General features: G+C 57.9%; 33 protein-coding genes. 1 reads left to right on the top strand and 32 read right to left on the bottom strand.

Translation table 11 applies throughout. The annotated features are described in order from the left end of the window. Positions 1 to 9: 9 nt before the first annotated feature. A complete protein-coding gene (locus tag LOY53_RS02540; protein WP_258703557.1) occupies positions 10 to 1,404 on the bottom strand; it encodes an MFS transporter in 1,395 nt (464 codons plus the stop codon). A 129-nt stretch (positions 1,405 to 1,533) separates the two neighbouring features. On the opposite strand from LOY53_RS02540, the gene uvrA reads away from it, so the two are divergent. Continuing rightward, positions 1,534 to 4,368, top strand: coding sequence for an excinuclease ABC subunit UvrA (gene uvrA / locus LOY53_RS02535; protein WP_252826542.1), 2,835 nt, complete (start codon positions 1,534 to 1,536; stop codon positions 4,366 to 4,368). Between the two features lie 67 nt (positions 4,369 to 4,435). Here uvrA and bfr read toward each other — a convergent pair whose 3' ends face one another. From bfr to tuf, 31 genes are all read right to left on the bottom strand, one after another. Beyond that, on the bottom strand, positions 4,436 to 4,900 hold the full coding sequence (gene bfr / locus LOY53_RS02530) for a bacterioferritin (protein ID WP_008089766.1): 465 nt from the start codon (positions 4,898 to 4,900) through the stop codon (positions 4,436 to 4,438). 162 nt (positions 4,901 to 5,062) lie between these two features. Then, positions 5,063 to 6,502, bottom strand: coding sequence for a catalase (locus LOY53_RS02525; RefSeq protein ID WP_258703556.1), 1,440 nt, complete (start codon positions 6,500 to 6,502; stop codon positions 5,063 to 5,065). A 172-nt stretch (positions 6,503 to 6,674) separates the two neighbouring features. Next, positions 6,675 to 7,061, bottom strand: coding sequence for a 50S ribosomal protein L17 (gene rplQ, locus LOY53_RS02520; RefSeq protein WP_003255451.1), 387 nt, complete (start codon positions 7,059 to 7,061; stop codon positions 6,675 to 6,677). A gap of 42 nt (positions 7,062 to 7,103) precedes the next feature. Further along, the gene (locus LOY53_RS02515) at positions 7,104 to 8,105 is read right to left on the bottom strand and encodes a DNA-directed RNA polymerase subunit alpha (RefSeq protein WP_003255452.1); all 1,002 of its coding nucleotides are present in this window, start codon (positions 8,103 to 8,105) and stop codon (positions 7,104 to 7,106) included. A gap of 22 nt (positions 8,106 to 8,127) precedes the next feature. Further along, positions 8,128 to 8,748 (bottom strand): 30S ribosomal protein S4, encoded by a 621-nt coding sequence (gene rpsD / locus LOY53_RS02510; RefSeq protein ID WP_009681977.1) that lies wholly within the window; start codon positions 8,746 to 8,748, stop codon positions 8,128 to 8,130. Between the two features lie 15 nt (positions 8,749 to 8,763). Further along, on the bottom strand, positions 8,764 to 9,153 hold the full coding sequence (rpsK, locus tag LOY53_RS02505) for a 30S ribosomal protein S11 (RefSeq protein ID WP_003255454.1): 390 nt from the start codon (positions 9,151 to 9,153) through the stop codon (positions 8,764 to 8,766). Between the two features lie 18 nt (positions 9,154 to 9,171). After that, a complete protein-coding gene (gene rpsM, locus LOY53_RS02500; protein WP_003255457.1) occupies positions 9,172 to 9,528 on the bottom strand; it encodes a 30S ribosomal protein S13 in 357 nt (118 codons plus the stop codon). Between the two features lie 131 nt (positions 9,529 to 9,659). Next, positions 9,660 to 9,776: a 50S ribosomal protein L36 gene (gene rpmJ, locus LOY53_RS02495; RefSeq protein ID WP_002555468.1), complete on the bottom strand. Its 117-nt coding sequence runs from the start codon at positions 9,774 to 9,776 to the stop codon at positions 9,660 to 9,662. Between the two features lie 28 nt (positions 9,777 to 9,804). After that, on the bottom strand, positions 9,805 to 11,136 hold the full coding sequence (gene secY, locus LOY53_RS02490) for a preprotein translocase subunit SecY (protein WP_003257108.1): 1,332 nt from the start codon (positions 11,134 to 11,136) through the stop codon (positions 9,805 to 9,807). After that, positions 11,137 to 11,571, bottom strand: coding sequence for a 50S ribosomal protein L15 (gene rplO / locus LOY53_RS02485; protein ID WP_003255461.1), 435 nt, complete (start codon positions 11,569 to 11,571; stop codon positions 11,137 to 11,139). It abuts the gene before it with no gap. Between the two features lie 3 nt (positions 11,572 to 11,574). After that, the gene (rpmD, locus tag LOY53_RS02480; protein ID WP_008089798.1) at positions 11,575 to 11,751 is read right to left on the bottom strand and encodes a 50S ribosomal protein L30; all 177 of its coding nucleotides are present in this window, start codon (positions 11,749 to 11,751) and stop codon (positions 11,575 to 11,577) included. Positions 11,752 to 11,753: 2 nt separating this feature from the next. Then, complete coding sequence (gene rpsE, locus LOY53_RS02475; protein ID WP_003255465.1) at positions 11,754 to 12,254, bottom strand: 30S ribosomal protein S5; 501 nt, start codon at positions 12,252 to 12,254, stop codon at positions 11,754 to 11,756. Positions 12,255 to 12,257: 3 nt separating this feature from the next. Continuing rightward, entirely contained in the window at positions 12,258 to 12,608 is a 351-nt protein-coding gene (gene rplR / locus LOY53_RS02470; RefSeq protein ID WP_008089801.1) for a 50S ribosomal protein L18, read from the bottom strand. Positions 12,609 to 12,618: 10 nt separating this feature from the next. Next, positions 12,619 to 13,152: a 50S ribosomal protein L6 gene (gene rplF, locus LOY53_RS02465; RefSeq protein WP_027594874.1), complete on the bottom strand. Its 534-nt coding sequence runs from the start codon at positions 13,150 to 13,152 to the stop codon at positions 12,619 to 12,621. 12 nt (positions 13,153 to 13,164) lie between these two features. Further along, complete coding sequence (gene rpsH, locus LOY53_RS02460) at positions 13,165 to 13,557, bottom strand: 30S ribosomal protein S8 (protein ID WP_027594873.1); 393 nt, start codon at positions 13,555 to 13,557, stop codon at positions 13,165 to 13,167. A 209-nt stretch (positions 13,558 to 13,766) separates the two neighbouring features. Further along, a complete protein-coding gene (rpsN, locus tag LOY53_RS02455; RefSeq protein ID WP_012316516.1) occupies positions 13,767 to 14,072 on the bottom strand; it encodes a 30S ribosomal protein S14 in 306 nt (101 codons plus the stop codon). Positions 14,073 to 14,085: 13 nt separating this feature from the next. Continuing rightward, entirely contained in the window at positions 14,086 to 14,625 is a 540-nt protein-coding gene (gene rplE / locus LOY53_RS02450; protein WP_003255474.1) for a 50S ribosomal protein L5, read from the bottom strand. Positions 14,626 to 14,645: 20 nt separating this feature from the next. Continuing rightward, the gene (gene rplX, locus LOY53_RS02445) at positions 14,646 to 14,960 is read right to left on the bottom strand and encodes a 50S ribosomal protein L24 (RefSeq protein WP_003255476.1); all 315 of its coding nucleotides are present in this window, start codon (positions 14,958 to 14,960) and stop codon (positions 14,646 to 14,648) included. Between the two features lie 11 nt (positions 14,961 to 14,971). Further along, the gene (rplN, locus tag LOY53_RS02440; protein WP_002555479.1) at positions 14,972 to 15,340 is read right to left on the bottom strand and encodes a 50S ribosomal protein L14; all 369 of its coding nucleotides are present in this window, start codon (positions 15,338 to 15,340) and stop codon (positions 14,972 to 14,974) included. A 23-nt stretch (positions 15,341 to 15,363) separates the two neighbouring features. Then, positions 15,364 to 15,630, bottom strand: coding sequence for a 30S ribosomal protein S17 (gene rpsQ / locus LOY53_RS02435; RefSeq protein ID WP_003255478.1), 267 nt, complete (start codon positions 15,628 to 15,630; stop codon positions 15,364 to 15,366). Between the two features lie 2 nt (positions 15,631 to 15,632). Then, positions 15,633 to 15,824 (bottom strand): 50S ribosomal protein L29, encoded by a 192-nt coding sequence (gene rpmC, locus LOY53_RS02430; RefSeq protein ID WP_002555481.1) that lies wholly within the window; start codon positions 15,822 to 15,824, stop codon positions 15,633 to 15,635. Then, the gene (gene rplP, locus LOY53_RS02425; protein ID WP_003255479.1) at positions 15,824 to 16,237 is read right to left on the bottom strand and encodes a 50S ribosomal protein L16; all 414 of its coding nucleotides are present in this window, start codon (positions 16,235 to 16,237) and stop codon (positions 15,824 to 15,826) included. The genes rpmC and rplP overlap by 1 nt, the downstream gene beginning before the upstream one ends. Before the next feature lie 12 nt (positions 16,238 to 16,249). Next, positions 16,250 to 16,936 (bottom strand): 30S ribosomal protein S3, encoded by a 687-nt coding sequence (gene rpsC / locus LOY53_RS02420; RefSeq protein ID WP_003255481.1) that lies wholly within the window; start codon positions 16,934 to 16,936, stop codon positions 16,250 to 16,252. Between the two features lie 13 nt (positions 16,937 to 16,949). Continuing rightward, the gene (gene rplV, locus LOY53_RS02415) at positions 16,950 to 17,282 is read right to left on the bottom strand and encodes a 50S ribosomal protein L22 (protein WP_003103908.1); all 333 of its coding nucleotides are present in this window, start codon (positions 17,280 to 17,282) and stop codon (positions 16,950 to 16,952) included. A gap of 11 nt (positions 17,283 to 17,293) precedes the next feature. Continuing rightward, a complete protein-coding gene (gene rpsS / locus LOY53_RS02410) occupies positions 17,294 to 17,569 on the bottom strand; it encodes a 30S ribosomal protein S19 (protein ID WP_003255482.1) in 276 nt (91 codons plus the stop codon). A 16-nt stretch (positions 17,570 to 17,585) separates the two neighbouring features. Beyond that, positions 17,586 to 18,410, bottom strand: a complete 825-nt coding sequence (rplB, locus tag LOY53_RS02405) for a 50S ribosomal protein L2 (protein ID WP_027594872.1) — start codon at positions 18,408 to 18,410, stop codon at positions 17,586 to 17,588. Positions 18,411 to 18,424: 14 nt separating this feature from the next. After that, the gene (gene rplW, locus LOY53_RS02400) at positions 18,425 to 18,724 is read right to left on the bottom strand and encodes a 50S ribosomal protein L23 (RefSeq protein ID WP_003255484.1); all 300 of its coding nucleotides are present in this window, start codon (positions 18,722 to 18,724) and stop codon (positions 18,425 to 18,427) included. Further along, entirely contained in the window at positions 18,721 to 19,323 is a 603-nt protein-coding gene (gene rplD, locus LOY53_RS02395; protein WP_003255485.1) for a 50S ribosomal protein L4, read from the bottom strand. The genes rplW and rplD overlap by 4 nt, the downstream gene beginning before the upstream one ends. A 12-nt stretch (positions 19,324 to 19,335) precedes the next feature. After that, positions 19,336 to 19,971: a 50S ribosomal protein L3 gene (gene rplC, locus LOY53_RS02390; protein WP_027594871.1), complete on the bottom strand. Its 636-nt coding sequence runs from the start codon at positions 19,969 to 19,971 to the stop codon at positions 19,336 to 19,338. A gap of 80 nt (positions 19,972 to 20,051) precedes the next feature. Next, positions 20,052 to 20,363, bottom strand: a complete 312-nt coding sequence (gene rpsJ, locus LOY53_RS02385) for a 30S ribosomal protein S10 (protein WP_003186070.1) — start codon at positions 20,361 to 20,363, stop codon at positions 20,052 to 20,054. Between the two features lie 142 nt (positions 20,364 to 20,505). Beyond that, on the bottom strand, positions 20,506 to 21,699 hold the full coding sequence (gene tuf, locus LOY53_RS02380) for an elongation factor Tu (protein WP_016484647.1): 1,194 nt from the start codon (positions 21,697 to 21,699) through the stop codon (positions 20,506 to 20,508). Positions 21,700 to 21,725 lie beyond the last annotated feature (26 nt).

Raw genomic sequence — 21,725 nt, 5'->3', positions numbered from 1 at the left:
AACGTTCTCCTAGGCTTCGCACGCCGAAGAGGCTGGGTTCACCAGACGCTCGAGGGTCGTACGGTCCAAAATTTTCGTATCCAGTTTGATATAGATGGCGGCTTCTTCTGCCACCACAACGGCGTCGGTCACACCCGGCACGGCCATCAGGCGTTCGGTCAACCCGGCTTCCCGGACTGCCTCGGGCGTCAGCGGCATGCGCAGGCTGGTCACATACGGCGGCTCGTTCATGCGCAATGCGACGACCAACCATACGGCACACAGCAGCGCGCAACCGAGGAACACCATGTTCAGCCCACCGTGCTGGAACAACCAGCCACCGAGGATGCCCCCCAGGGCGGCGCCCAGGAACTGGCTGGTGGAGTACACCCCCATCGCCGTTCCCTTGCCACCCGCAGGCGACACCTTGCTCACCAACGAAGGCAGCGAGGCTTCCAGCAGGTTGAATGCGGTAAAGAATACCACGGTGCCAATCACCAGTCCGCGCAAGTTGTCAGCCCACTGCCAGAAGAACACCTCGACCAGCAGCAACACACTGACCGCCCCGGCCAGTACACGTTTCATCTTGCGCTTTTTTTCGCCGTAGATGATGAACGGGACCATTGCAAAAAATGAGATGAACAGCGCGGTCAGGTAGACCCACCAGTGCTCTTCCTTGGGCAGGCCGCCACGCTCGACGAAGGCCAAGGGCAGTGCGACGAAGCTGGCCATGAGGATGGCGTGGAGGATGAAGATACTGATGTCCAGGCGCAGAAGGTCCGGATGGCGCAGGGTCGGGCCCAGTGCCTGGCGGGCAACGCCCGACTCACGGTGCTGCAAGGTGCTGTGAGTGCTAGGCACGACGAAGGCGATCAGCAGGGTGCCCAACAGCGCAAGCCCTGCCGTGGCCAGGAACAATCCTGACAGCCCGTAGGCACGGGTCAACAGCGGGCCGACGACCATGGCGACGGCGAACGACAGGCCGATGCTCATGCCGATCATGGCCATGGCCTTGGTGCGATGCTGTTCCCGGGTCAGGTCGGACAGCAGTGCCATGACGGCGGCGGAAATCGCCCCCGCGCCCTGCAGAATGCGCCCGGCGATTACCCCCCAGATAGAGTCGGCCTGGGCCGCCAGCACGCTGCCCAGGGCGAAGATCACCAGCCCCAGGTAAATTACCGGGCGCCGGCCGATGCGGTCGGACACCATGCCGAACGGGATCTGCAGGACCGCCTGGGTCAGGCCGTAGGCGCCAATGGCCAGGCCAATCAGCGCGGGGGTGGCACCGGCCAGGTCCATGCCGTAGGTGGCCAGCACCGGCAAGACCATGAACATGCCCAGCATACGAAAGGCAAAGACCAGGGCCAGGCCGCCTGCGGCGCGGGTTTCGCTGCCACTCATGCGCTCGTTGTGGGTGTCGTGCATGGATTAACCTCGTGTGAACCGGCGGCGATTCTATCAGTCCGACAGCTTGACGGCATATACGCGACGCTTTGCCGCGTACTGGCAGCGCGCCGTATACTTCTTTGTTTATGCCCGCCGAGCGAGGCCGCAGTGGACAAGATCCTGATTCGTGGGGCACGTACCCACAACCTGAAGAACATCGACCTGACCCTGCCGCGGGACAAGCTGATCGTCATCACCGGCCTGTCCGGGTCCGGCAAGTCCTCCCTGGCGTTCGACACACTGTACGCCGAAGGCCAGCGCCGTTATGTCGAATCCCTGTCGGCCTATGCCCGACAGTTCCTGTCGATGATGGAAAAGCCCGACGTCGACACCATCGAAGGCCTTTCCCCGGCCATTTCCATCGAGCAGAAGTCGACCTCGCACAACCCCCGCTCCACCGTCGGCACCATCACCGAGATCTACGACTACCTGCGCCTGCTTTACGCCCGCGTTGGCACGCCGCGCTGCCCGGACCACGACATCCCGCTGGAGGCGCAGACCGTCAGCCAGATGGTCGACCTGGTACTGGAGCGCCCCGAAGGCAGCAAGCTGATGCTGCTGGCACCGGTGATCCGCGAGCGCAAGGGCGAGCACTTGGCGGTGTTCGACGAGCTGCGCGCTCAGGGCTTCGTCCGCGCGCGGGTCAACGGCAAGCTCTACGAGCTCGATGAGCTGCCCAAGCTGGATAAACAGAAGAAGCACAGCATCGATGTGGTGGTAGACCGCTTCAAGGTCCGGGCCGACCTGCAGCAGCGTCTGGCCGAGTCGTTCGAGACTGCACTCAAATTGGCCGACGGTATCGCCTTGGTGGCGCCGATGGACGACGAAGAAGGCGAAGAGATGATCTTCTCCGCCCGCTTCGCCTGCCCGGTCTGTGGCCATGCGATCAGTGAGCTGGAGCCCAAGCTGTTCTCCTTCAACAACCCGGCCGGTGCTTGCCCGACCTGTGACGGCCTGGGGGTCAAACAGTTCTTCGACACCAAACGCCTGGTCAACACCGAGCTGACCCTGGCCGAGGGCGCTATACGCGGCTGGGACCGGCGCAACGTCTATTACTTCCAGATGCTTGGCTCGCTGGCCGCGCACTACGGGTTCAGCCTCGAAGCGCCGTTCGGCGAGCTGTCGGCCGAGCACCAGAAGGTGATCCTGCAAGGCAGCGGCAAGCAGAGCGTCGACTTCAAATACCTGAATGACCGCGGCGACATCGTCAAACGCTCGCACCCGTTCGAAGGCATCGTGCCGAACCTGGAGCGGCGCTACCGCGAGACTGAATCGGCAACCGTGCGTGAAGAGCTGGCCAAACTGCTCGGCACCCAACCCTGCCCTGACTGCCGCGGCACTCGTCTGCGGCGCGAAGCGCGCCACGTGTGGGTGGGCGAGAAAACCCTGCCGGCCGTCACCAACCTGCCCATCGGTGAAGCCAGCAGCTACTTCGGCGAGCTGACCCTGACCGGGCGCCGTGGCGAAATTGCAGCGAAAATTCTCAAGGAAATCTGCGAGCGCCTGCAGTTTCTGGTCAACGTCGGCCTGGACTACCTCACCCTGGACCGCAGCGCCGACACACTGTCGGGTGGTGAGGCCCAGCGCATCCGCTTGGCCAGCCAGATCGGTGCGGGCCTGGTCGGGGTGATGTACATCCTCGATGAACCGTCCATCGGTCTTCATCAACGCGACAACGACCGCTTGCTGGCCACCCTCAACCACCTGCGCGACCTGGGCAATACGGTCATCGTGGTGGAACACGACGAAGACGCTATTCGTTTAGCCGACTATGTGGTAGACATCGGCCCGGGTGCCGGGGTGCATGGCGGCCAGATCGTCGCCGAGGGCACGCCCGAGGAGGTCATGGCGCATCCTGACTCGCTGACTGGCAAATACCTGTCCGGGCGCAAGAAAATCGTCGTGCCGGCCAAACGCACGCCACGCGACAAGAAACGCTCGCTGAAGCTCAAGGGCGCGCGTGGTAACAACCTGCAGAACGTCGACCTGGAAATCCCGATCGGCCTGCTGACCTGCGTAACGGGCGTGTCGGGTTCGGGCAAATCGACCCTGATCAACAACACCCTGTACCCGCTCGCCGCTACCGCGCTCAACGGCGCGAGCAGCCTGGAAGCCGCTCCGCACAGCAGCATGGATGGCATGCAGCACCTGGACAAAGTGGTGGATATCGACCAGAGCCCGATTGGCCGCACACCGCGTTCGAACCCGGCAACCTACACTGGCATTTTCACGCCGATCCGCGAGCTGTTCTCGGGTGTTCCAGAATCGCGCTCACGCGGCTACGGCCCAGGACGCTTCTCGTTCAACGTCAAGGGTGGCCGTTGCGAGGCCTGCCAGGGCGATGGCCTGATCAAGGTCGAGATGCACTTCCTGCCCGACATCTACGTGCCGTGCGACGTGTGCAAGAGCAAGCGCTACAACCGCGAAACCCTGGAGATCAAGTACAAGGGCAAGAACATCCACGAGGTGCTGGAAATGACCATCGAGGACGCCCGCGAGTTCTTCGACGCGGTCCCGGCGCTGGCGCGCAAGCTGCAAACCTTGATGGACGTAGGCCTGTCCTATATCAAGCTGGGCCAGTCGGCGACTACCTTGTCGGGCGGTGAGGCTCAACGGGTAAAGCTGTCCCGCGAGCTGTCCAAGCGCGATACCGGCAAGACCCTGTATATCCTCGACGAGCCAACCACCGGCCTGCACTTCGCCGATATCCAGCAGTTGCTCGATGTGCTGCACCGCCTGCGCGACCACGGCAACACCGTGGTGGTTATCGAGCACAACTTGGACGTGATCAAGACCGCCGACTGGCTGGTGGACCTGGGGCCGGAAGGTGGCTCCAAAGGTGGACAGATCATTGCCAGCGGTACACCGGAAGAACTGGCCAAGATGAAGCAGTCCTACACCGGGCATTACCTCAAGCCATTGCTGGAGCGTGACCGGGCCTGATCAGCCTGTGCATAAAAAAGCCCCTGGCACCGTAAGTGCCAGGGGCTTTTTATTGACTGTGGATAACTTACATCTGCGACTGCAGGTAGTTCTCCAGGCCGATAACCTTGATCAGGCCCTGCTGCTTCTCCAACCAGTAGGTGTGATCTTCTTCGGTATCGGCCAACTGCGCGCGCAAGATGTCGCGGCTGATGTAGTCCTTGTGCAGCTCGCACAGCTCGATGCCTTTGCACAGCGCGGCGCGGACCTTGTATTCCAGCTTGAGGTCGGCTTCGATCATCTCCGGCACGGTGCTGCCCACTTCGAGGTCATCCGCGCGCATGTCGGGGGTGCCTTCGAGCATGAGGATGCGGCGCATCAGCGCGTCGGCGTGCTGCGTTTCTTCTTCCATCTCGTGGTTGATGCGCTCGTAGAGCTTGGACAGGCCCCAGTCTTCATACATACGCGAGTGAATGAAGTACTGGTCGCGTGCTGCCAGTTCGCCCTTCAGCAACGTGACGAGGTAGTTGATTACGTCCGGGTGACCTTGCATCGCCCTGCTTCTCCATGTGAAAACATCAATGGACATAGTGTGAACCACGTTTTGCTCGCGGTCACTGAAAAACGCGCAATTAGATGCAAAAAATCGGTTAAACAGTAGTGATATTCATTGAAAAACCGCCCAAATGAGGGCGGTTCTTCTTATCACTTCGACTTAGGCGAGATTCACGCCCAGCGCCTTTGCAATCCCCTCGCCGTAGGCCGGGTCGGCCTTGAAGAAGTACTGCAACTGGCGTTGGATGACATCGTCGCTCACGCCTGCCATGGCGCCCGCGATGTTGTTGATCAGCAGGGCCTTCTGCTGTTCGTTCATCAAGCGGAACAGTGCACCGGCATGGCTGTAGTAGTCACTGTCCTCACGATGATCGTAGCGATCAGCCGAGCCATTCAGGGCCAGGGCAGGCTCGGCATGGCGTGGCGACTGCTTGGGTGCATCGCCATAGCTATTGGGCTCGTAGTTCGGCGCGCTGCCGTAGCTTCCAATAGCCATAGAACCATCACGCTGGTAGCTATTGACCGCAGCGCGCGGCGCGTTGACCGGTAACTGCTGATGGTTGGTGCCCACGCGGTAGCGGTGCGCATCGGCGTAGGCGAACACCCGGCCCTGCAGCATGCGGTCAGGCGACAGCCCGACGCCTGGGACCATATTGCTCGGGCCAAACGCCGCTTGCTCGACCTCAGCGAAGTAGTTGAGCGGGTTGCGGTTGAGCTCCAGGACGCCGACCTCGATCAGCGGAAAATCCTTCTGCGACCAGGTCTTGGTCACATCGAACGGGTTCTCGTCACGGCTGGCGGCCTCGGCCTCAGTCATCACCTGAATGCACACAGTCCATCGCGGGTAGTCGCCGCGCTCGATCGCCTCGAACAGGTCGCGCTGGGCATAGTCCGGGTCTGTACCCGCCAGGCGTGCAGCGTCGGCAGGGGCGAGGTTCTTGATGCCTTGCTGAGTCTTGAAGTGCCACTTCACCCAGGTACGCTCACCGGCGGCGCTAATCAGGCTGTAGGTGTGGCTGCCGAACCCGTGCATGTGACGGTAGCCATCCGGGATGCCGCGGTCAGAGAACAGGATGGTGACCTGGTGCAGCGCCTCGGGCGAGTGTGACCAGAAGTCCCACATCATTTGCGCGTTTTTCAGGTTGGACTGCGGGTGGCGCTTCTGAGTGTGGATAAAGTCCGGGAACTTGAGCGGGTCACGGATGAAGAACACCGGGGTGTTGTTGCCAACGATGTCCCAGTTGCCTTCCTCGGTATAAAACTTGACGGCGAAGCCACGCGGATCACGCTCGGTGTCAGCCGAACCACGTTCACCACCGACCGTGGAGAAGCGCAGGAAGGTTTCAGTCTGCTTGCCGACCTGCTCGAACAGCTTGGCGCTGGTGTAGCCGGTGATGTCGCGGGTAACGGTAAAGGTACCGTACGCGCCTGAACCCTTGGCGTGAACACGACGTTCTGGGATGTTCTCGCGGTTAAAGTGGGCGAGCTTCTCGATCAGGTGGAAATCGTCGAGCAGCAGCGGGCCGCGGGGGCCGGCAGAGCGGGAATTCTGGTTGTCAGCTACGGGTGCACCGCTGGCGGTGGTGAGAATCTTGCTCATGGGCTCTCCTTATCGGTCTAGAACTGCCGGCTAATCGGCTTGGATAGGAGTATTGACGAGCGGTCGTTTCAGGACAAATTCATTACACGACTTGCATCAATAGAAATTAACAATACTTGCAGACACAAAAAACCGGGCACAAGGCCCGGTTCTTTGTAGCAGACAGAACGTCTTACTCGGCAGCTTCTACAGCACCACCGACTGGACGATCAACCAGCTCGACGTACGCCATAGGCGCGTTGTCGCCAGCGCGGAAACCGCACTTCAGGATGCGCAGGTAGCCGCCCTGACGGGTGGCGTAACGCTTGCCCAGATCGTTGAACAGTTTGCCAACAGCGGACTTCGAACGGGTACGGTCGAAGGCCAGACGACGGTTAGCAACGCTGTCTTCCTTGGCCAGGGTGATCAGCGGCTCGGCAACGCGGCGCAGTTCCTTGGCTTTCGGCAGGGTGGTTTTGATCAGCTCGTGCTCGATCAGCGACACAGCCATGTTCTGGAACATAGCTTTGCGGTGAGAGCTGGTACGGCTCAGGTGACGTCCACTTTTACGATGACGCATGATTCATTCCTTACCAAACACTACGTTCGGTGATTACGACGATCAGGCGGTCGCCTTGTCGTCTTTCTTAAGACTTGCAGGCGGCCAGTTGTCGAGGCGCATGCCGAGAGACAGACCACGAGAGGCCAGGACGTCCTTGATTTCAGTCAGGGACTTCTTGCCCAGGTTAGGAGTCTTCAACAGCTCTACTTCGGTACGCTGAATCAGGTCGCCGATGTAGTAGATGTTCTCCGCCTTGAGGCAGTTGGCCGAACGTACAGTCAGTTCCAGGTCGTCAACCGGACGCAGCAGGATCGGATCGATCTCGTCTTCCTGCTCGACTACGACAGGCTCACTGTCACCTTTGAGGTCGACGAACGCGGCCAGCTGCTGTTGCAGGATGGTCGCAGCGCGGCGGATTGCCTCTTCAGGATCCAGGGTGCCGTTGGTTTCCAGATCAATGACCAGCTTGTCCAAGTTGGTACGCTGTTCAACACGGGCGTTTTCGACCACATAGGCGATACGACGCACCGGGCTGAACGAAGCGTCCAACTGCAGACGGCCAATGCTACGGCTTTCGTCTTCGTCGGTTTGACGGGAGTCGGCCGGCTCGTAACCACGACCACGAGCTACGGTGAGCTTCATGTTCAGGGCGCCGTTCGACGCCAGGTTCGCGATTACGTGATCGGGGTTGACGATCTCGACATCGTGATCCAGCTGAATATCGGCAGCGGTAACCACCCCCGAACCCTTTTTCGACAAGGTCAGCGTAACTTCGTCACGACCGTGCAGTTTGATAGCCAGGCCTTTCAGGTTCAACAGGATTTCAATTACGTCTTCCTGAACACCTTCGATCGCGGAGTACTCATGGAGTACGCCATCGATCTCGGCCTCGACTACTGCACAGCCAGGCATGGAGGACAACAGGATGCGGCGCAGCGCGTTGCCCAGGGTATGGCCGAAGCCACGCTCGAGAGGCTCGAGCGTGATCTTGGCGCGGGTCGGACTGACTACCTGCACATCAATGTGGCGGGGAGTCAGGAACTCATTTACCGAAATCTGCATGGATGCACCTATTTTCTAGCCCTTACTTGGAGTAGAGCTCGACAATCAGGTTCTCGTTGATGTCGGCAGACAGGTCGCTGCGAGCAGGAACGTTCTTGAAAACGCCCGACTTTTTAGCAGCATCCACGTCAACCCACTCAACGCGGCCACGCTGGGCGCACAGTTCAAGGGCTTGAACAATGCGCAGCTGGCTCAGCGACTTCTCGCGAACCGCGACCACGTCACCCGGACGAACTTGGTAGGATGGAATGTTTACAGTCTTACCGTTGACGCTGATCGCTTTGTGCGAAACCAGCTGACGGGACTCGGAACGAGTCGAGCCGAAGCCCATACGGTAGACGACGTTATCCAGACGGCACTCGAGCAGTTGCAGCAGGTTCTCACCGGTTGCGCCTTTTTTCGAGGCAGCAGCTTGGTAGTAACCGCGGAACTGACGCTCCAGAACACCGTAGATACGACGGACTTTTTGTTTCTCGCGCAGCTGGGTACCGTAGTCGGACTGACGGCCACGGCGCTGGCCGTGGATACCTGGGGCTGCTTCGATGTTGCACTTCGATTCCAGAGCGCGAACGCCGCTCTTCAGGAACAGATCGGTGCCTTCACGACGAGACAGTTTGCATTTTGGACCAATGTAACGTGCCATTCTTCTGTCTCCTGATTACACGCGACGCTTCTTCGGCGGACGGCACCCGTTGTGCGGGATTGGCGTCACGTCGGTGATGCTGGCGATCTTGTAGCCGCAGCTGTTCAATGCACGAACGGCGGACTCACGACCTGGACCTGGACCCTTGACGTTAACGTCGAGGTTCTTCAGACCGTATTCCAGCGCAGCTTGACCAGCACGCTCAGCAGCGATCTGTGCTGCGAACGGGGTGGATTTGCGCGAACCACGGAAACCCGAACCACCGGAGGTCGCCCAGGACAAAGCATTGCCCTGACGGTCGGTGATGGTCACGATGGTGTTGTTGAAAGACGCATGGATGTGGGCGATGCCATCAACCACTGTCTTTTTGACTTTCTTACGAGGACGAGCAGCAGGTTTTGCCATGTCTATATTCCTGGGCGGTTACTTGCGGATCGGCTTACGCGGGCCCTTACGGGTGCGTGCGTTGGTCTTGGTACGCTGACCGCGAACCGGCAGACCTTTACGATGACGCAGGCCGCGGTAGCAACCCAGGTCCATCAAGCGCTTGATCTTCATGTTGATGTCACGACGCAGGTCACCTTCGGTGGTGAACTTCGCGACTTCGCCACGCAGGGTTTCGATTTGCTCGTCGCTCAGATCCTTGATCTTAGCGGCTGGGTTTACACCAGCGTCTGCACAGATCTTCTGCGCAGTTGTGCGACCGACACCATAGATGTAGGTCAGCGAGATAACAGTATGCTTGTTATCTGGAATGTTGACGCCTGCAATACGGGCCATTCAGTGGGACTCCAATTGACAGCTACCTACGCCCCGGAAGCCAAGAAATAGGGCGCGAGATAATATCGCTGTAGAAACGAATAATCAACCCAGCAGCACACTAGCTGCTGGGTTTGAAGCGACGATCACACTCAGCCTTGGCGCTGTTTGTGACGCGGTTCCGCGCTGCAGATCACTCGTACGACGCCTTCGCGACGGATGATCTTGCAGTTACGGCACAGCTTTTTCACCGATGCACGAACTTTCATTACCGACTCCTCGAACCTTAGGGGCGTATCAGCGCAGCAAACCGCTGCCACCGTAGCCTTTCAGGTTGGCTTTCTTCATCAGGGATTCGTACTGGTGCGAAACGAGGTGCGATTGTACTTGGGACATGAAGTCCATCACAACCACTACCACAATCAGCAACGAGGTCCCGCCAAGGTAGAACGGCACATTTGCTGCCACCACCAGGAACTGGGGCAGAAGGCAGACGGCCATCATGTAAAGAGCACCGAACATGGTCAAACGGGTCAGAACGCCATCAATGTAGCGAGCCGACTGTTCACCAGGACGGATACCCGGAATAAAGGCACCGGACTTCTTCAGGTTTTCCGCTACGTCTTTCGGATTGAACATCAGCGCTGTGTAGAAGAAGCAGAAGAAAATGATCCCTGCACTAAACAGCAAGATGTTCAACGGCTGACCAGGAGCGATCGACTGCGAGATGTCCTGCAACCAGCCCATACCTTCGGACTGACCGAACCAGGCACCCAGCGAAGCCGGGAACAGCAAAATGCTGCTGGCGAAAATAGCCGGGATAACCCCCGCCATGTTCACCTTCAACGGCAAGTGGCTGGTCTGCGCAGCGAAGACCTTGCGGCCCTGCTGACGCTTGGCGTAGTGAACGGCGATACGACGCTGACCACGCTCAATGAACACCACGAAACCGATAATCGCTACTGCCAGCAAACCGATTGCGACCAGGGCGAAAATGTTGATATCGCCTGTACGCGCAGACTCGAAAGACTGCCCGATTGCTCTCGGAAGACCGGCAACGATACCTGCGAAGATCAACATCGAGATACCGTTGCCCACACCGCGCTCGGTGATCTGCTCGCCCAGCCACATCATGAACATCGCGCCGGCCACAAACGTGGAAACCGCGACGACATGGAAGCCCAGGCCGACAGAAAACGCCACGCCCTGGTTGGCCAAGCCAATGGACATGCCAATGGCTTGGACCAGCGCCAGGATAACGGTGCCGTAGCGGGTGTACTGGCTGATCTTGCGACGGCCAGCTTCACCTTCCTTCTTCAACTGCTCCAGTTGCGGGCTGACCGCCGTCATCAGCTGCATGATGATCGATGCCGAAATGTACGGCATGATCCCCAGTGCAAAGATGCTCATGCGCTCAAGCGCGCCACCGGAAAACATGTTGAACAAGCTAAGAATGGTCCCCTCATTCTGCCGAAACAGATCCGCCAGACGGTCCGGATTGATGCCTGGAACCGGGATATGCGCACCTATCCGATAGACGATGATCGCCATGAACAGAAAGCGCAGACGAGCCCAGAGTTCCGACATCCCGCCCTTACCGAGCGAAGAGAGAGCACCTTGCTTAGCCATTTATTCCTCGAATTTGCCGCCAGCTGCTTCGATAGCCGCACGCGCACCCTTGGTGGCTGCGATGCCCTTGATGGTGACTGCGCGAGTAACTTCGCCAGACAGCATGATTTTCACACGCTGAATGTGCTGGTTGATCACGTTGGCATCCTTCAGGGATTGCACGGAGATCACGTCGCCTTCCACTTTGGCCAGCTCGGACAGACGCACTTCTGCGCGGTCCATGGCTTTCAGGGAAACGAAGCCGAATTTCGGCAGACGACGGTGCAGCGGCTGTTGACCGCCTTCGAAGCCCGGAGCGATCGAACCACCCGAACGGGAGGTCTGACCTTTGTGGCCACGGCCGCCGGTCTTACCCAGACCGCTACCGATACCACGACCCGGACGATGCTTTTCGCGACGGGAACCCGGCGCTGGACTCAGATCATTGAGTTTCATCGATTAACCCTCGACGCGCAGCATGTAGTAAGCCTTGTTGATCATCCCGCGATTCTCGGGAGTATCCTGGACTTCTACAGTGTGACCGATGCGACGCAGACCCAGACCCTTAACGCACAGTTTGTGGTTAGGGATACGGCCCGAGACGCTCTTGATCAGCGTTACTTTAACGGTTGCCATGATCAGAAGATCTCCTCGACGCTCTTGCCGCGCTTGGCAGCAATGGATTCAGGAGATTGCATGGCTTTCAGACCCTTGAAGGTGGCGTAAACCACGTTCACTGGGTTGGTCGAACCGTAGCACTTGGCCAGAACGTTCTGAACGCCAGCAACTTCCAGGACAGCACGCATTGCACCGCCGGCGATGATACCGGTACCTTCCGAGGCAGGCTGCATGTAAACCTTCGAGGCGCCGTGGGCAGCCTTGGTGGCGTACTGCAGGGTGGTGCCCTTCAGGTCAACCTGGATCATGTTGCGACGAGCAGCTTCCATGGCTTTCTGGATCGCAGCAGGTACTTCGCGCGATTTGCCACGGCCGAAGCCGACACGACCTTTACCATCACCAACCACGGTCAACGCGGTGAAGGTGAAGATACGGCCGCCTTTTACGGTCTTGGCAACGCGGTTAACTTGAACCAGCTTCTCGATGTAGCCTTCGTCGCGCTTTTGATCGTTATTTGCCATAACTTAGAACTCCAGCCCGCCTTCACGAGCAGCATCAGCCAGCGCTTTGACGCGGCCATGGTACTTGAAGCCGGAACGGTCAAAGGCAACTTGAGATACACCGGCGGCTTTCGCACGCTCAGCTACCAGCTTGCCAACCTTAGTGGCCGCGTCGATGTTGCCAGTGGCGCCATCACGCAGGTCTTTGTCCAAGGTCGAGGCGCTTGCCAGAACCTTGCTGCCGTCGGCCGAAATGACCTGGGCGTAGATGTGCTGCGAGGAGCGGAACACGCACAGGCGCACGACTTCGAGTTCGTGCATCTTGAGGCGTGCTTTGCGAGCGCGACGCAGTCGAGTAACTTTTTTGTCGGTCATTTGCTAGGCCCTACTTCTTCTTGGCTTCTTTACGACGGACTACTTCGTCCGCGTAACGCACACCTTTACCTTTGTAAGGCTCTGGTGGACGGAAGTCGCGGATTTCAGCGGCCACCTGACCTACCAGCTGCTTGTCGATACCCTTGATCAGGATGTCGGTCTGGCTAGGCGTTTCAGCGGTGATACCGGCTGGCAGTTCGTAGTCCACTGGGTGCGAGAAGCCCAGGGCCAGGTTCAGGATAGTGCCCTTGGCCTGTGCCTTGTAACCAACACCGACCAGCTGGAGCTTGCGCTCGAAGCCTTGGCTTACGCCCTGGACCATGTTGTTGACCAGAGCGCGGGTAGTACCGGCCATGGCGCGAGCTTGCTGGTCACCATTGCGAGCGACGAAACGCAGCTCACCAGACTCTTCGGTAACTTCAACAGACGAGTGAACGTTCAGTTCGAGAGTGCCTTTGGCACCCTTCACCGAAAGCTGCTGGCCGGCGAATTTGACTTCGACACCAGATGGCAGCTTAACGGGGTTCTTAGCGACGCGAGACATGTCTATCCCCCCTTAGAACACTGTGCAGAGAACTTCGCCGCCGACACCGGCAGCGCGCGCAGCGCGATCAGTCATCACACCTTTGTTGGTGGAGACAATAGACACGCCCAAACCGCCACGTACTTTCGGCAGATCGGTAACGGCCTTGTACTGGCGCAGGCCTGGACGGCTGGAGCGCTTCAGTTCCTCGATGACCGGACGGCCTTCGAAGTACTTCAGTTCGATCGACAGGGAGGGCTTGGCTTCGCCACTGACTTGGTAGCCAGCGATGTAACCTTCATCCTTCAGAACTTTGGCAACCGCGACCTTCAGCGTAGAGGAAGGCATGCTTACGACGGACTTTTCAGCCATCTGGGCATTACGGATGCGAGTTAGCATGTCCGCTAACGGGTCCTGCATACTCATGGGCTAGATGCTCCTGATACAAGAATTATTAGCCTTGCGGCTATCACAACCACCCGAGCGGATTGGGCAAAAAACCCAGGCTCAGGTGAGCCGGTCATTCTAGACACAAGGTAGAAACGAAACAAGCCCCATATAGGGGCTTGTTTGTTGGCGAGGTCACCGGCGGTCGGAAGATTGCTCCCCTTCCACCGGGATCACACCTACAGCGATTACCAGGAGGCCTTGACCAGACCCGGTACGTCACCGCGCATTGCCGCTTGACGCAGCATGTTACGGCCCAGGCCGAACTTACGGTATACACCGTGAGGACGACCGGTCAGGCGGCAACGGTTGCGCAGACGCGCAGCGCTGGCATCACGTGGCTGCTTCTGCAGAGCGACAACGGCAGCGAAACGCTCTTCTGGAGAGGCGTTCAGGTTGACGATGGTCGCTTTCAGCTCAGCACGCTTTTTGGCGAACTTGGCTACCGTGAGCTGACGCTTCAGCTCGCGGTTTTTCATGCTCTTCTTGGCCATTTTCCTACTCCAATCAGTTGCGGAACGGGAATTTGAAAGCACGCAGCAGAGCGCGGCCTTCGTCATCCGAACGAGCAGTGGTGGTCAGGGTGATGTCCAAACCGCGCAGAGCATCGATCTTGTCGTAATCGATTTCCGGGAAGATGATCTGCTCTTTCACGCCCATGCTGTAGTTGCCACGGCCATCGAAGGACTTGGCATTCAGGCCGCGGAAGTCGCGAACCCGAGGCAGGGAGATCGCCAGCAGGCGGTCCAGGAATTCGTACATCTTGTCGCTACGCAGGGTCACCTTGACGCCGATCGGCCATCCTTCACGGACTTTGAAGCCCGCGATGGATTTACGAGCGAAAGTCACGACCGGCTTTTGACCGGTGATCTTTTCCAGGTCGGCAACAGCGTGCTCGATGACTTTTTTGTCGCCGATCGCTTCGCCCAGACCCATGTTCAGGGTGATTTTGGTAACGCGCGGAACTTCCATCACGTTCGACAGCTTAAGTTCTTCCTTAAGCTTGGGAGCGATTTCGTTCCGGTAAATCTCTTTCAGTCGTGCCATGGTCTTCTACCTAGCAGTGTTCAAGCATCAACCGCTTTTTGGGTCGACTTGAAGACACGAATTTTCTTACCGTCTTCTACTTTGAAACCAACGCGGTCAGCCTTGTTGGTTTCGCCATTGAAGATGGCAACGTTGGAAGCGTGCAGAGGCGCTTCTTTCTCGACGATACCGCCCTGAACGCCCGCCATCGGGTTAGGCTTGGTATGACGCTTGACCAGGTTCACGCCACCGATGACCAGACGGTCATCAGCGAGAACCTTCAGCACCTTACCGCGCTTACCTTTGTCTTTGCCGGCGATCACGATGATCTCGTCGTCACGACGAATCTTTTGCATGTCGGATCTCCTTACAGCACTTCAGGGGCGAGCGAGACGATCTTCATGAACTTCTCAGTACGAAGTTCACGGGTCACTGGCCCGAAGATGCGAGTGCCGATCGGCTCTTGCTTGTTGTTCAGCAGAACAGCAGCGTTGCCGTCGAAACGAATGATGGAACCGTCAGCGCGACGTACACCGTGACGGGTACGGACGACAACAGCGGTCATCACTTGGCCTTTTTTGACCTTACCGCGCGGAATTGCTTCCTTGACGGTTACTTTGATGATGTCACCGATGCCGGCGTAACGGCGGTGCGAACCGCCGAGTACCTTGATGCACATGACGCGACGAGCGCCGCTGTTATCGGCCACATCGAGCATGGATTGAGTCTGAATCATAAAATTTCTCCGACCCCTAGCCCTTAGACTTCAACAGCGCGTTCGAGGACTTCAACCAGTGCCCAGGACTTGGTCTTGGCCAGCGGACGGGTTTCACGGATGGAAACCTTGTCGCCGATCTTGCACTGGTTGGCTTCGTCGTGCGCGTGCAGCTTAGTCGAACGCTTAACGTATTTACCGTAGATCGGGTGCTTTACGCGACGCTCGATCAGAACGGTGATGGTCTTGTCCATTTTGTCGCTGACGACACGGCCAGTCAGCGTACGGACGGTTTTTTCAGCTTCAGCCATGATCACTTACCTGCCTGCTGGTTGAGCACAGTTTTCACGCGAGCGATGTCACGCTTAACTTGCGAGAGCAGGTGCGACTGCCCCAACTGGCCAGTTGCTTTCTGCATACGCAGATTGAACTGGTCGCGCAGCAAGCCGAGCAGTTGCTCGTTCAGCTGCTGTGCCGATTTTTCACGAAGTTCATTCGCTTTCATCACATCACCGTCCGCTTAACAAAGGAGGTGGCGAGAGGCAGCTTTGCAGCAGCCAGGGCGAAAGCTTCGCGCGCCAGCTCTTCAGAAACACCCTCGATCTCGTACAGGACTTTGCCTGGCTGGATCTGGGCAACCCAGTATTCCACGGAACCCTTACCTTTACCCATACGAACCTCGAGAGGTTTCTTGGAGATCGGCTTGTCCGGGAAGACACGGATCCAGATCTTACCGCCACGTTTCACGTGACGAGTCAGAGCACGACGTGCCGACTCGATCTGGCGAGCGGTGAGGCGACCGCGAGCAACAGCTTTCAGGGCGAATTCGCCGAAGCTGACTTTGCTACCGCGCAGTGCCAGACCACGGTTGTGGCCAGTCATCTGCTTGCGGAATTTTGTACGCTTTGGTTGCAACATTTGGCGTACCCCTTACTTAGCAGCTTTTTTACGAGGCGCTGGTGCTTGTGGTTTCAGTTCTTCTTGGCGACCACCAATAACTTCGCCTTTGAAGATCCAAACCTTCACACCGATCACACCGTAAGTGGTGTGAGCTTCGTAGGTGTTGTAGTCGATATCGGCACGCAGGGTGTGCAGAGGCACACGACCTTCGCGATACCACTCGGTACGAGCAATCTCGGCGCCGCCGAGACGACCGCTCACCTGGATCTTGATGCCCTTGGCACCAATACGCATGGCGTTCTGTACGGCGCGCTTCATGGCGCGACGGAACATTACGCGGCGTTCCAGCTGCTGAGCTACGCTCTGCGCAACCAGCATAGCGTCGAGTTCCGGCTTGCGGATCTCTTCGATGTTGATGTGCACAGGCACACCCATCTGCTTGGTCAGGTCCTGACGCAGCTTCTCGACATCCTCACCTTTCTTACCGATAACGATACCGGGACGAGCGGTGTGGATGGTGATGCGTGCAGTTTGAGCCGGACGATGAATATCGATACGGCTTACGGACGCGCTTTTTAGTTTGTCTTGGAGGTACTCACGTGTTTTCAGATCCTTCAACAGGTAATCTGCGTAAGTAGCACCGTCTGCGTACCAGACGGAGGTGTGCTCCTTGACGATTCCCAGGCGAATGCCAGTGGGATGTACTTTCTGACCCATCTGATCGACTCCGTTACTTGTCCGCAACCTTGACAGTGATATGGCAAGACCGCTTGACGATGCGATCAGCACGGCCTTTGGCACGTGGCATGATGCGCTTCAGCGAACGCCCTTCGTTGACGAAGACGGTGGAGACCTTCAGGTCATCAACGTCTGCGCCTTCGTTGTGTTCGGCGTTGGCAACGGCCGACTCGAGGACTTTCTTCATGATTTCAGCGGCTTTTTTGCTGCTGAAGGCCAACAGGTTGAGCGCTTCGCCCACCTTCTTCCCGCGGATCTGGTCGGCGACCAAGCGGGCTTTCTGGGCGGAGATGCGAGCGCCCGACAACTTAGCGGCTACTTCCATTTCCTTACCCCTTAACGCTTGGCTTTCTTGTCAGCCACGTGCCCGCGATAGGTGCGGGTACCGGCGAACTCGCCCAGTTTGTGGCCGACCATGTCTTCGTTCACGAGAACTGGGACATGTTGGCGACCGTTGTGAACCGCGATGGTCAGACCGACCATTTGTGGCAGGATCATCGAGCGACGCGACCAGGTTTTAACTGGCTTGCGATCGTTCTTCTCCACCGCCACTTCGACCTTCTTCAACAGGTGAAGATCGATAAAAGGACCTTTTTTCAGAGAACGTGGCACTGTCGTATCCCTCTAGTTACTTGCGACGACGGACGATCATGTTGTCGGTACGCTTATTACCACGGGTTTTAGCACCCTTGGTTGGGAAGCCCCATGGCGATACCGGATGACGACCACCGGAGGTACGACCTTCACCACCACCATGCGGGTGGTCAACCGGGTTCATGGCAACGCCACGAACGGTTGGGCGAACGCCGCGCCAGCGTTTGGCACCTGCTTTACCCAGCGAACGCAGGCTGTGCTCGGAGTTCGAGACTTCGCCCAGGGTCGCACGGCACTCAGCCAGTACTTTACGCATTTCACCAGAGCGCAGACGCAGGGTCACGTAGACACCTTCGCGAGCGATCAGCTGAGCCGAAGCACCAGCGGAACGAGCGATCTGTGCACCTTTACCCGGCTTCAGTTCGATGCCGTGAATGGTGCTACCTACTGGGATGTTACGCAGCTGCAGGGAGTTACCGGCCTTGATTGGGGCCAGGGAACCTGCGATCAGCTGGTCGCCAGCGCTCACGCCTTTAGGAGCGATGATGTAGCGACGCTCACCGTCTGCATAGCACAGCAGGGCGATGTGAGCAGTACGGTTTGGATCGTATTCGATACGCTCGACAGTGGCTGGGATGCCATCTTTGTCGTTGCGACGGAAGTCGACCAGACGGTAATGCTGCTTATGACCACCACCAACGTGACGAGTGGTAATGCGGCCATTATTGTTACGACCACCAGACTTCGATTTCTTCTCGAGCAGCGGTGCGTGAGGAGCGCCCTTGTGGAGCTCCTTGTTGACCACCTTGACCACGAAACGGCGGCCAGGGGAAGTCGGTTTGCATTTAACGATTGCCATGATGCACCCCTTCCTTACTCAGCACTGCTGCTGAAATCGAGATCTTGGCCTGGCTGAAGGGAGACAATTGCCTTCTTCCAGTCATTACGCTTGCCCAGACCACGTGCGGTACGCTTGGTTTTACCCAGAACGTTAACGGTCGACACGTTTTCAACTTTTACGTTGAACAGGCCTTCGACAGCTTTCTTGATTTCCAGCTTGGTTGCGTCAGTAGCAACCTTGAATACGAACTGGCCTTTTTTCTCAGCCAGAACGGTAGCCTTCTCGGAAACGTGCGGGCCAAGGAGGACTTTGAATACGCGTTCCTGGTTCATCCCAGCAGCTCCTCGAATTTCTTCACGGCCGAGACAGTGATCAACACTTTCTCGTATGCGATCAGACTGACCGGGTCGGAACCTTGCACGTCACGTACATCGACGTGTGGCAGGTTGCGAGCAGCCAGGTACAGGTTCTGATCAACAGCGTCCGAAACGATCAGAACGTCGCTCAGACCCATGCCGTTCAGCTTGTTCAGCAGATCTTTGGTTTTCGGTGCTTCAACAGCGAAGTCCTGAACCACGACCAGACGGTCGCTACGCACCAGCTCAGCGAGGATGGAGCGCAGAGCTGCGCGGTACATCTTCTTGTTGAGCTTTTGCGAGTGATCTTGAGGGCGAGCTGCGAAGGTAACACCACCGCCACGCCAGATCGGACCACGAGTGGTACCAGCACGAGCACGGCCAGTACCCTTCTGACGCCATGGGCGCTTACCGCCACCAGCCACGTCGGAACGGGTCTTTTGCTGCTTGGTGCCCTGACGGCCGCCGGCCATGTAGGCCACGACTGCTTGGTGAACCAGCGTCTCGTTGAATTCGCCACCGAAAGTCAGTTCGGAAACTTCGATCGCCTGAGCGTCATTTACATTAAGTTGCATGTCAGTTTCCCCTTAACCGCGAGCCTTGACAGCCGGACGTACAACCACGTCGCCGCCAGTAGCGCCAGGTACGGCACCCTTGATCAGCAGCAGGTTGCGTTCAGCGTCTACGCGTACTACTTCCAGGGACTGAACAGTCACGCGCTCGGCGCCCATGTGACCGGACATTTTTTTGCCCTTGAACACACGACCAGGAGTCTGGCACTGGCCGATGGAGCCTGGGACGCGGTGCGACACGGAGTTACCGTGGGTGTTGTCCTGACCACGGAAGTTCCAGCGCTTGATGGTACCGGCGAAGCCTTTACCTTTGGACTGACCAGTAACGTCTACCAGCTGGCCTGCAGTGAAGAGTTCAGCTTTGATCGAGTCGCCAGCCTGGAACTCGCCTTCTTCAAGGCGGAACTCCCAGACACCGCGACCAGCGGCAACGTTCGCTTTAGCGAAGTGACCTGCTTGAGCAGCAGTCACACGCGAAGCACGACGCTCGCCGACAGTGACTTGCACTGCACGGTAGCCATCGGTTTCTTCAGTCTTGAACTGGGTGACGCGATTCGGCTCGATCTCAATGACCGTGACCGGAATGGAGACACCTTCTTCGGTGAAAACGCGGGTCATACCGCATTTACGACCGACTACACCAATAGTCATGTTGTAACCTCATGAGTGTACGGGGCTTTCACCCGCTATGGCCGCCCATTTCAGAGCGTTACACGGACAAGACCGAAGTCTTAGCCGAGGCTGATCTGCACTTCCACACCTGCCGCGAGATCAAGCTTCATCAGCGCGTCAACGGTTTTATCCGTTGGCTGGACGATGTCCAGAACACGCTTATGAGTGCGAATCTCGTACTGGTCACGCGCGTCTTTGTTGACGTGCGGGGAGACCAGAACGGTGAAACGCTCTTTGCGGGTAGGCAGTGGAATTGGACCACGCACTTGTGCACCAGTACGTTTCGCGGTTTCCACGATTTCCTGGGTGGATTGGTCGATCAGGCGATGGTCGAAAGCCTTCAACCTGATACGGATTTGCTGATTTTGCATTGGATTTCAGACTCCAGGCTGTTCCCAACGGACGCACTACGCCCGCTAAAAGGAGGCGTGATTCTATAGACGCCCCAATTTAGTGTCAACCCAATAAAAAAAAACCCCCGCTGAGCGGGGGTTTTTTCAATCGGTCGAGTGATTACTCGATGATTTTGGCTACGACGCCGGCGCCGACGGTACGACCGCCTTCACGGATAGCGAAGCGCAGACCGTCTTCCATTGCGATGGTCTTGATCAGAGTGACAGTCATCTGAATGTTGTCACCTGGCATTACCATTTCAACGCCTTCCGGCAGTTCGCAGTTACCGGTCACGTCAGTGGTACGGAAGTAGAACTGAGGACGGTAGCCTTTGAAGAACGGAGTGTGACGACCGCCTTCTTCCTTCGACAGGACATAGACTTCTGCGGTGAACTTGGTGTGCGGCTTGACCGAACCTGGCTTGACCAGAACCTGGCCACGCTCAACGTCGTCACGCTTGGTACCACGCAGCAGAACGCCGCAGTTCTCGCCAGCACGACCTTCGTCCAGCAGCTTGCGGAACATCTCAACGCCGGTGCAGGTGGTGGTAGTGGTGTCACGCAGACCAACGATTTCCAGCGGATCTTGAACGCGGACGATACCACGCTCGATACGGCCGGTAACAACGGTACCACGACCCGAGATCGAGAATACGTCTTCGATTGGCATCAGGAACGGCTTGTCGATAGCACGCTCTGGCTCTGGGATGTAGCTGTCCAGAGTTTCAACCAGCTTCTTGACAGCGCTGGTGCCCATTTCGTTGTCGTCTTTGCCTTCCAGCGCCATACGAGCCGAACCGATGATGATCGGGGTGTCGTCGCCTGGGAAGTCGTAGGTGGACAGCAGGTCGCGAACTTCCATCTCGACCAGTTCCAGCAGCTCAGCGTCGTCTACCAGGTCAGCCTTGTTCAGGAAGACCACGATGTACGGAACGCCAACCTGACGGGACAGCAGGATGTGCTCACGGGTTTGTGGCATCGGACCATCGGCGGCCGAGCAAACCAGGATCGCGCCGTCCATCTGGGCAGCACCGGTGATCATGTTCTTCACGTAGTCAGCGTGACCTGGGCAGTCGACGTGAGCGTAGTGACGAATGTTCGAGTTGTACTCGACGTGTGCGGTGTTGATGGTGATACCGCGCGCTTTTTCTTCCGGAGCCGAGTCGATCTTGTCGAACTCAACGACTGCCGAACCGAAAACTTCGGAGCAGACGCGAGTCAGAGCTGCGGTCAGAGTGGTCTTACCGTGGTCAACGTGGCCGATGGTGCCGACGTTAACGTGGGGAAGGGAACGATCAAATTTTTCTTTAGCCACGACAGTGAACCTCTTGCCTAAAGGGG

The sequence above is a fragment of the Pseudomonas sp. B21-031 genome (genome assembly GCF_024748985.1).
Classification (GTDB): domain Bacteria; phylum Pseudomonadota; class Gammaproteobacteria; order Pseudomonadales; family Pseudomonadaceae; genus Aquipseudomonas; species Aquipseudomonas kermanshahensis.
This window is presented reverse-complemented; position numbering and strand designations above follow the sequence as displayed.

Coding starts and splice junctions, on each gene's coding strand:
- rplV (WP_003103908.1), bottom strand. CDS start 17,282: ATGGAAGTAGCCGCTAAGTTGTCGGGCGCTCGCATCTCCGCCCAGAAA.
- rpmD (WP_008089798.1), bottom strand. CDS start 11,751: ATGGCAACCGTTAAAGTAACGCTGATCAAGAGCGTCTCGGGCCGTATC.
- secY (WP_003257108.1), bottom strand. CDS start 11,136: ATGGCTAAGCAAGGTGCTCTCTCTTCGCTCGGTAAGGGCGGGATGTCG.
- rplE (WP_003255474.1), bottom strand. CDS start 14,625: ATGGCACGACTGAAAGAGATTTACCGGAACGAAATCGCTCCCAAGCTT.
- rpsK (WP_003255454.1), bottom strand. CDS start 9,153: ATGGCAAAACCTGCTGCTCGTCCTCGTAAGAAAGTCAAAAAGACAGTG.
- rpsE (WP_003255465.1), bottom strand. CDS start 12,254: ATGGCAAATAACGATCAAAAGCGCGACGAAGGCTACATCGAGAAGCTG.
- LOY53_RS02525 (WP_258703556.1), bottom strand. CDS start 6,502: ATGAGCAAGATTCTCACCACCGCCAGCGGTGCACCCGTAGCTGACAAC.
- rpsQ (WP_003255478.1), bottom strand. CDS start 15,630: ATGGCTGAAGCTGAAAAAACCGTCCGTACGCTGACTGGCCGTGTCGTC.
- rpsC (WP_003255481.1), bottom strand. CDS start 16,936: ATGGGTCAGAAAGTACATCCCACTGGCATTCGCCTGGGAATCGTCAAG.
- rpsN (WP_012316516.1), bottom strand. CDS start 14,072: ATGGCCAAGAAGAGCATGAAAAACCGCGAGCTGAAGCGTCAGCTCACG.
- rplF (WP_027594874.1), bottom strand. CDS start 13,152: ATGTCTCGCGTCGCTAAGAACCCCGTTAAGCTGCCATCTGGTGTCGAA.
- rpsD (WP_009681977.1), bottom strand. CDS start 8,748: ATGGCACGTTACATTGGTCCAAAATGCAAACTGTCTCGTCGTGAAGGC.
- rplD (WP_003255485.1), bottom strand. CDS start 19,323: ATGCAACTTAATGTAAATGACGCTCAGGCGATCGAAGTTTCCGAACTG.
- rplW (WP_003255484.1), bottom strand. CDS start 18,724: ATGAACCAGGAACGCGTATTCAAAGTCCTCCTTGGCCCGCACGTTTCC.
- bfr (WP_008089766.1), bottom strand. CDS start 4,900: ATGCAAGGTCACCCGGACGTAATCAACTACCTCGTCACGTTGCTGAAG.
- rplX (WP_003255476.1), bottom strand. CDS start 14,960: ATGCAAAAGATTCGTCGTGACGACGAGATCATCGTGATCGCCGGCAAA.
- rpsH (WP_027594873.1), bottom strand. CDS start 13,557: ATGAGTATGCAGGACCCGTTAGCGGACATGCTAACTCGCATCCGTAAT.
- LOY53_RS02515 (WP_003255452.1), bottom strand. CDS start 8,105: ATGCAGATTTCGGTAAATGAGTTCCTGACTCCCCGCCACATTGATGTG.
- rpmJ (WP_002555468.1), bottom strand. CDS start 9,776: ATGAAAGTTCGTGCATCGGTGAAAAAGCTGTGCCGTAACTGCAAGATC.
- rplC (WP_027594871.1), bottom strand. CDS start 19,971: ATGACTATTGGTGTAGTCGGTCGTAAATGCGGTATGACCCGCGTTTTC.
- rpsJ (WP_003186070.1), bottom strand. CDS start 20,363: ATGCAAAATCAGCAAATCCGTATCAGGTTGAAGGCTTTCGACCATCGC.
- rplR (WP_008089801.1), bottom strand. CDS start 12,608: ATGACCGACAAAAAAGTTACTCGACTGCGTCGCGCTCGCAAAGCACGC.
- rplB (WP_027594872.1), bottom strand. CDS start 18,410: ATGGCAATCGTTAAATGCAAACCGACTTCCCCTGGCCGCCGTTTCGTG.
- rpsM (WP_003255457.1), bottom strand. CDS start 9,528: ATGGCCCGTATTGCAGGCGTCAACATTCCAGATAACAAGCATACTGTT.
- rplN (WP_002555479.1), bottom strand. CDS start 15,340: ATGATTCAGACTCAATCCATGCTCGATGTGGCCGATAACAGCGGCGCT.
- rplP (WP_003255479.1), bottom strand. CDS start 16,237: ATGTTGCAACCAAAGCGTACAAAATTCCGCAAGCAGATGACTGGCCAC.
- rplQ (WP_003255451.1), bottom strand. CDS start 7,061: ATGCGTCATCGTAAAAGTGGACGTCACCTGAGCCGTACCAGCTCTCAC.
- rpmC (WP_002555481.1), bottom strand. CDS start 15,824: ATGAAAGCGAATGAACTTCGTGAAAAATCGGCACAGCAGCTGAACGAG.
- LOY53_RS02540 (WP_258703557.1), bottom strand. CDS start 1,404: ATGCACGACACCCACAACGAGCGCATGAGTGGCAGCGAAACCCGCGCC.
- rplO (WP_003255461.1), bottom strand. CDS start 11,571: ATGAAACTCAATGATCTGAGTCCAGCGCCGGGTTCCCGTCGCGAAAAG.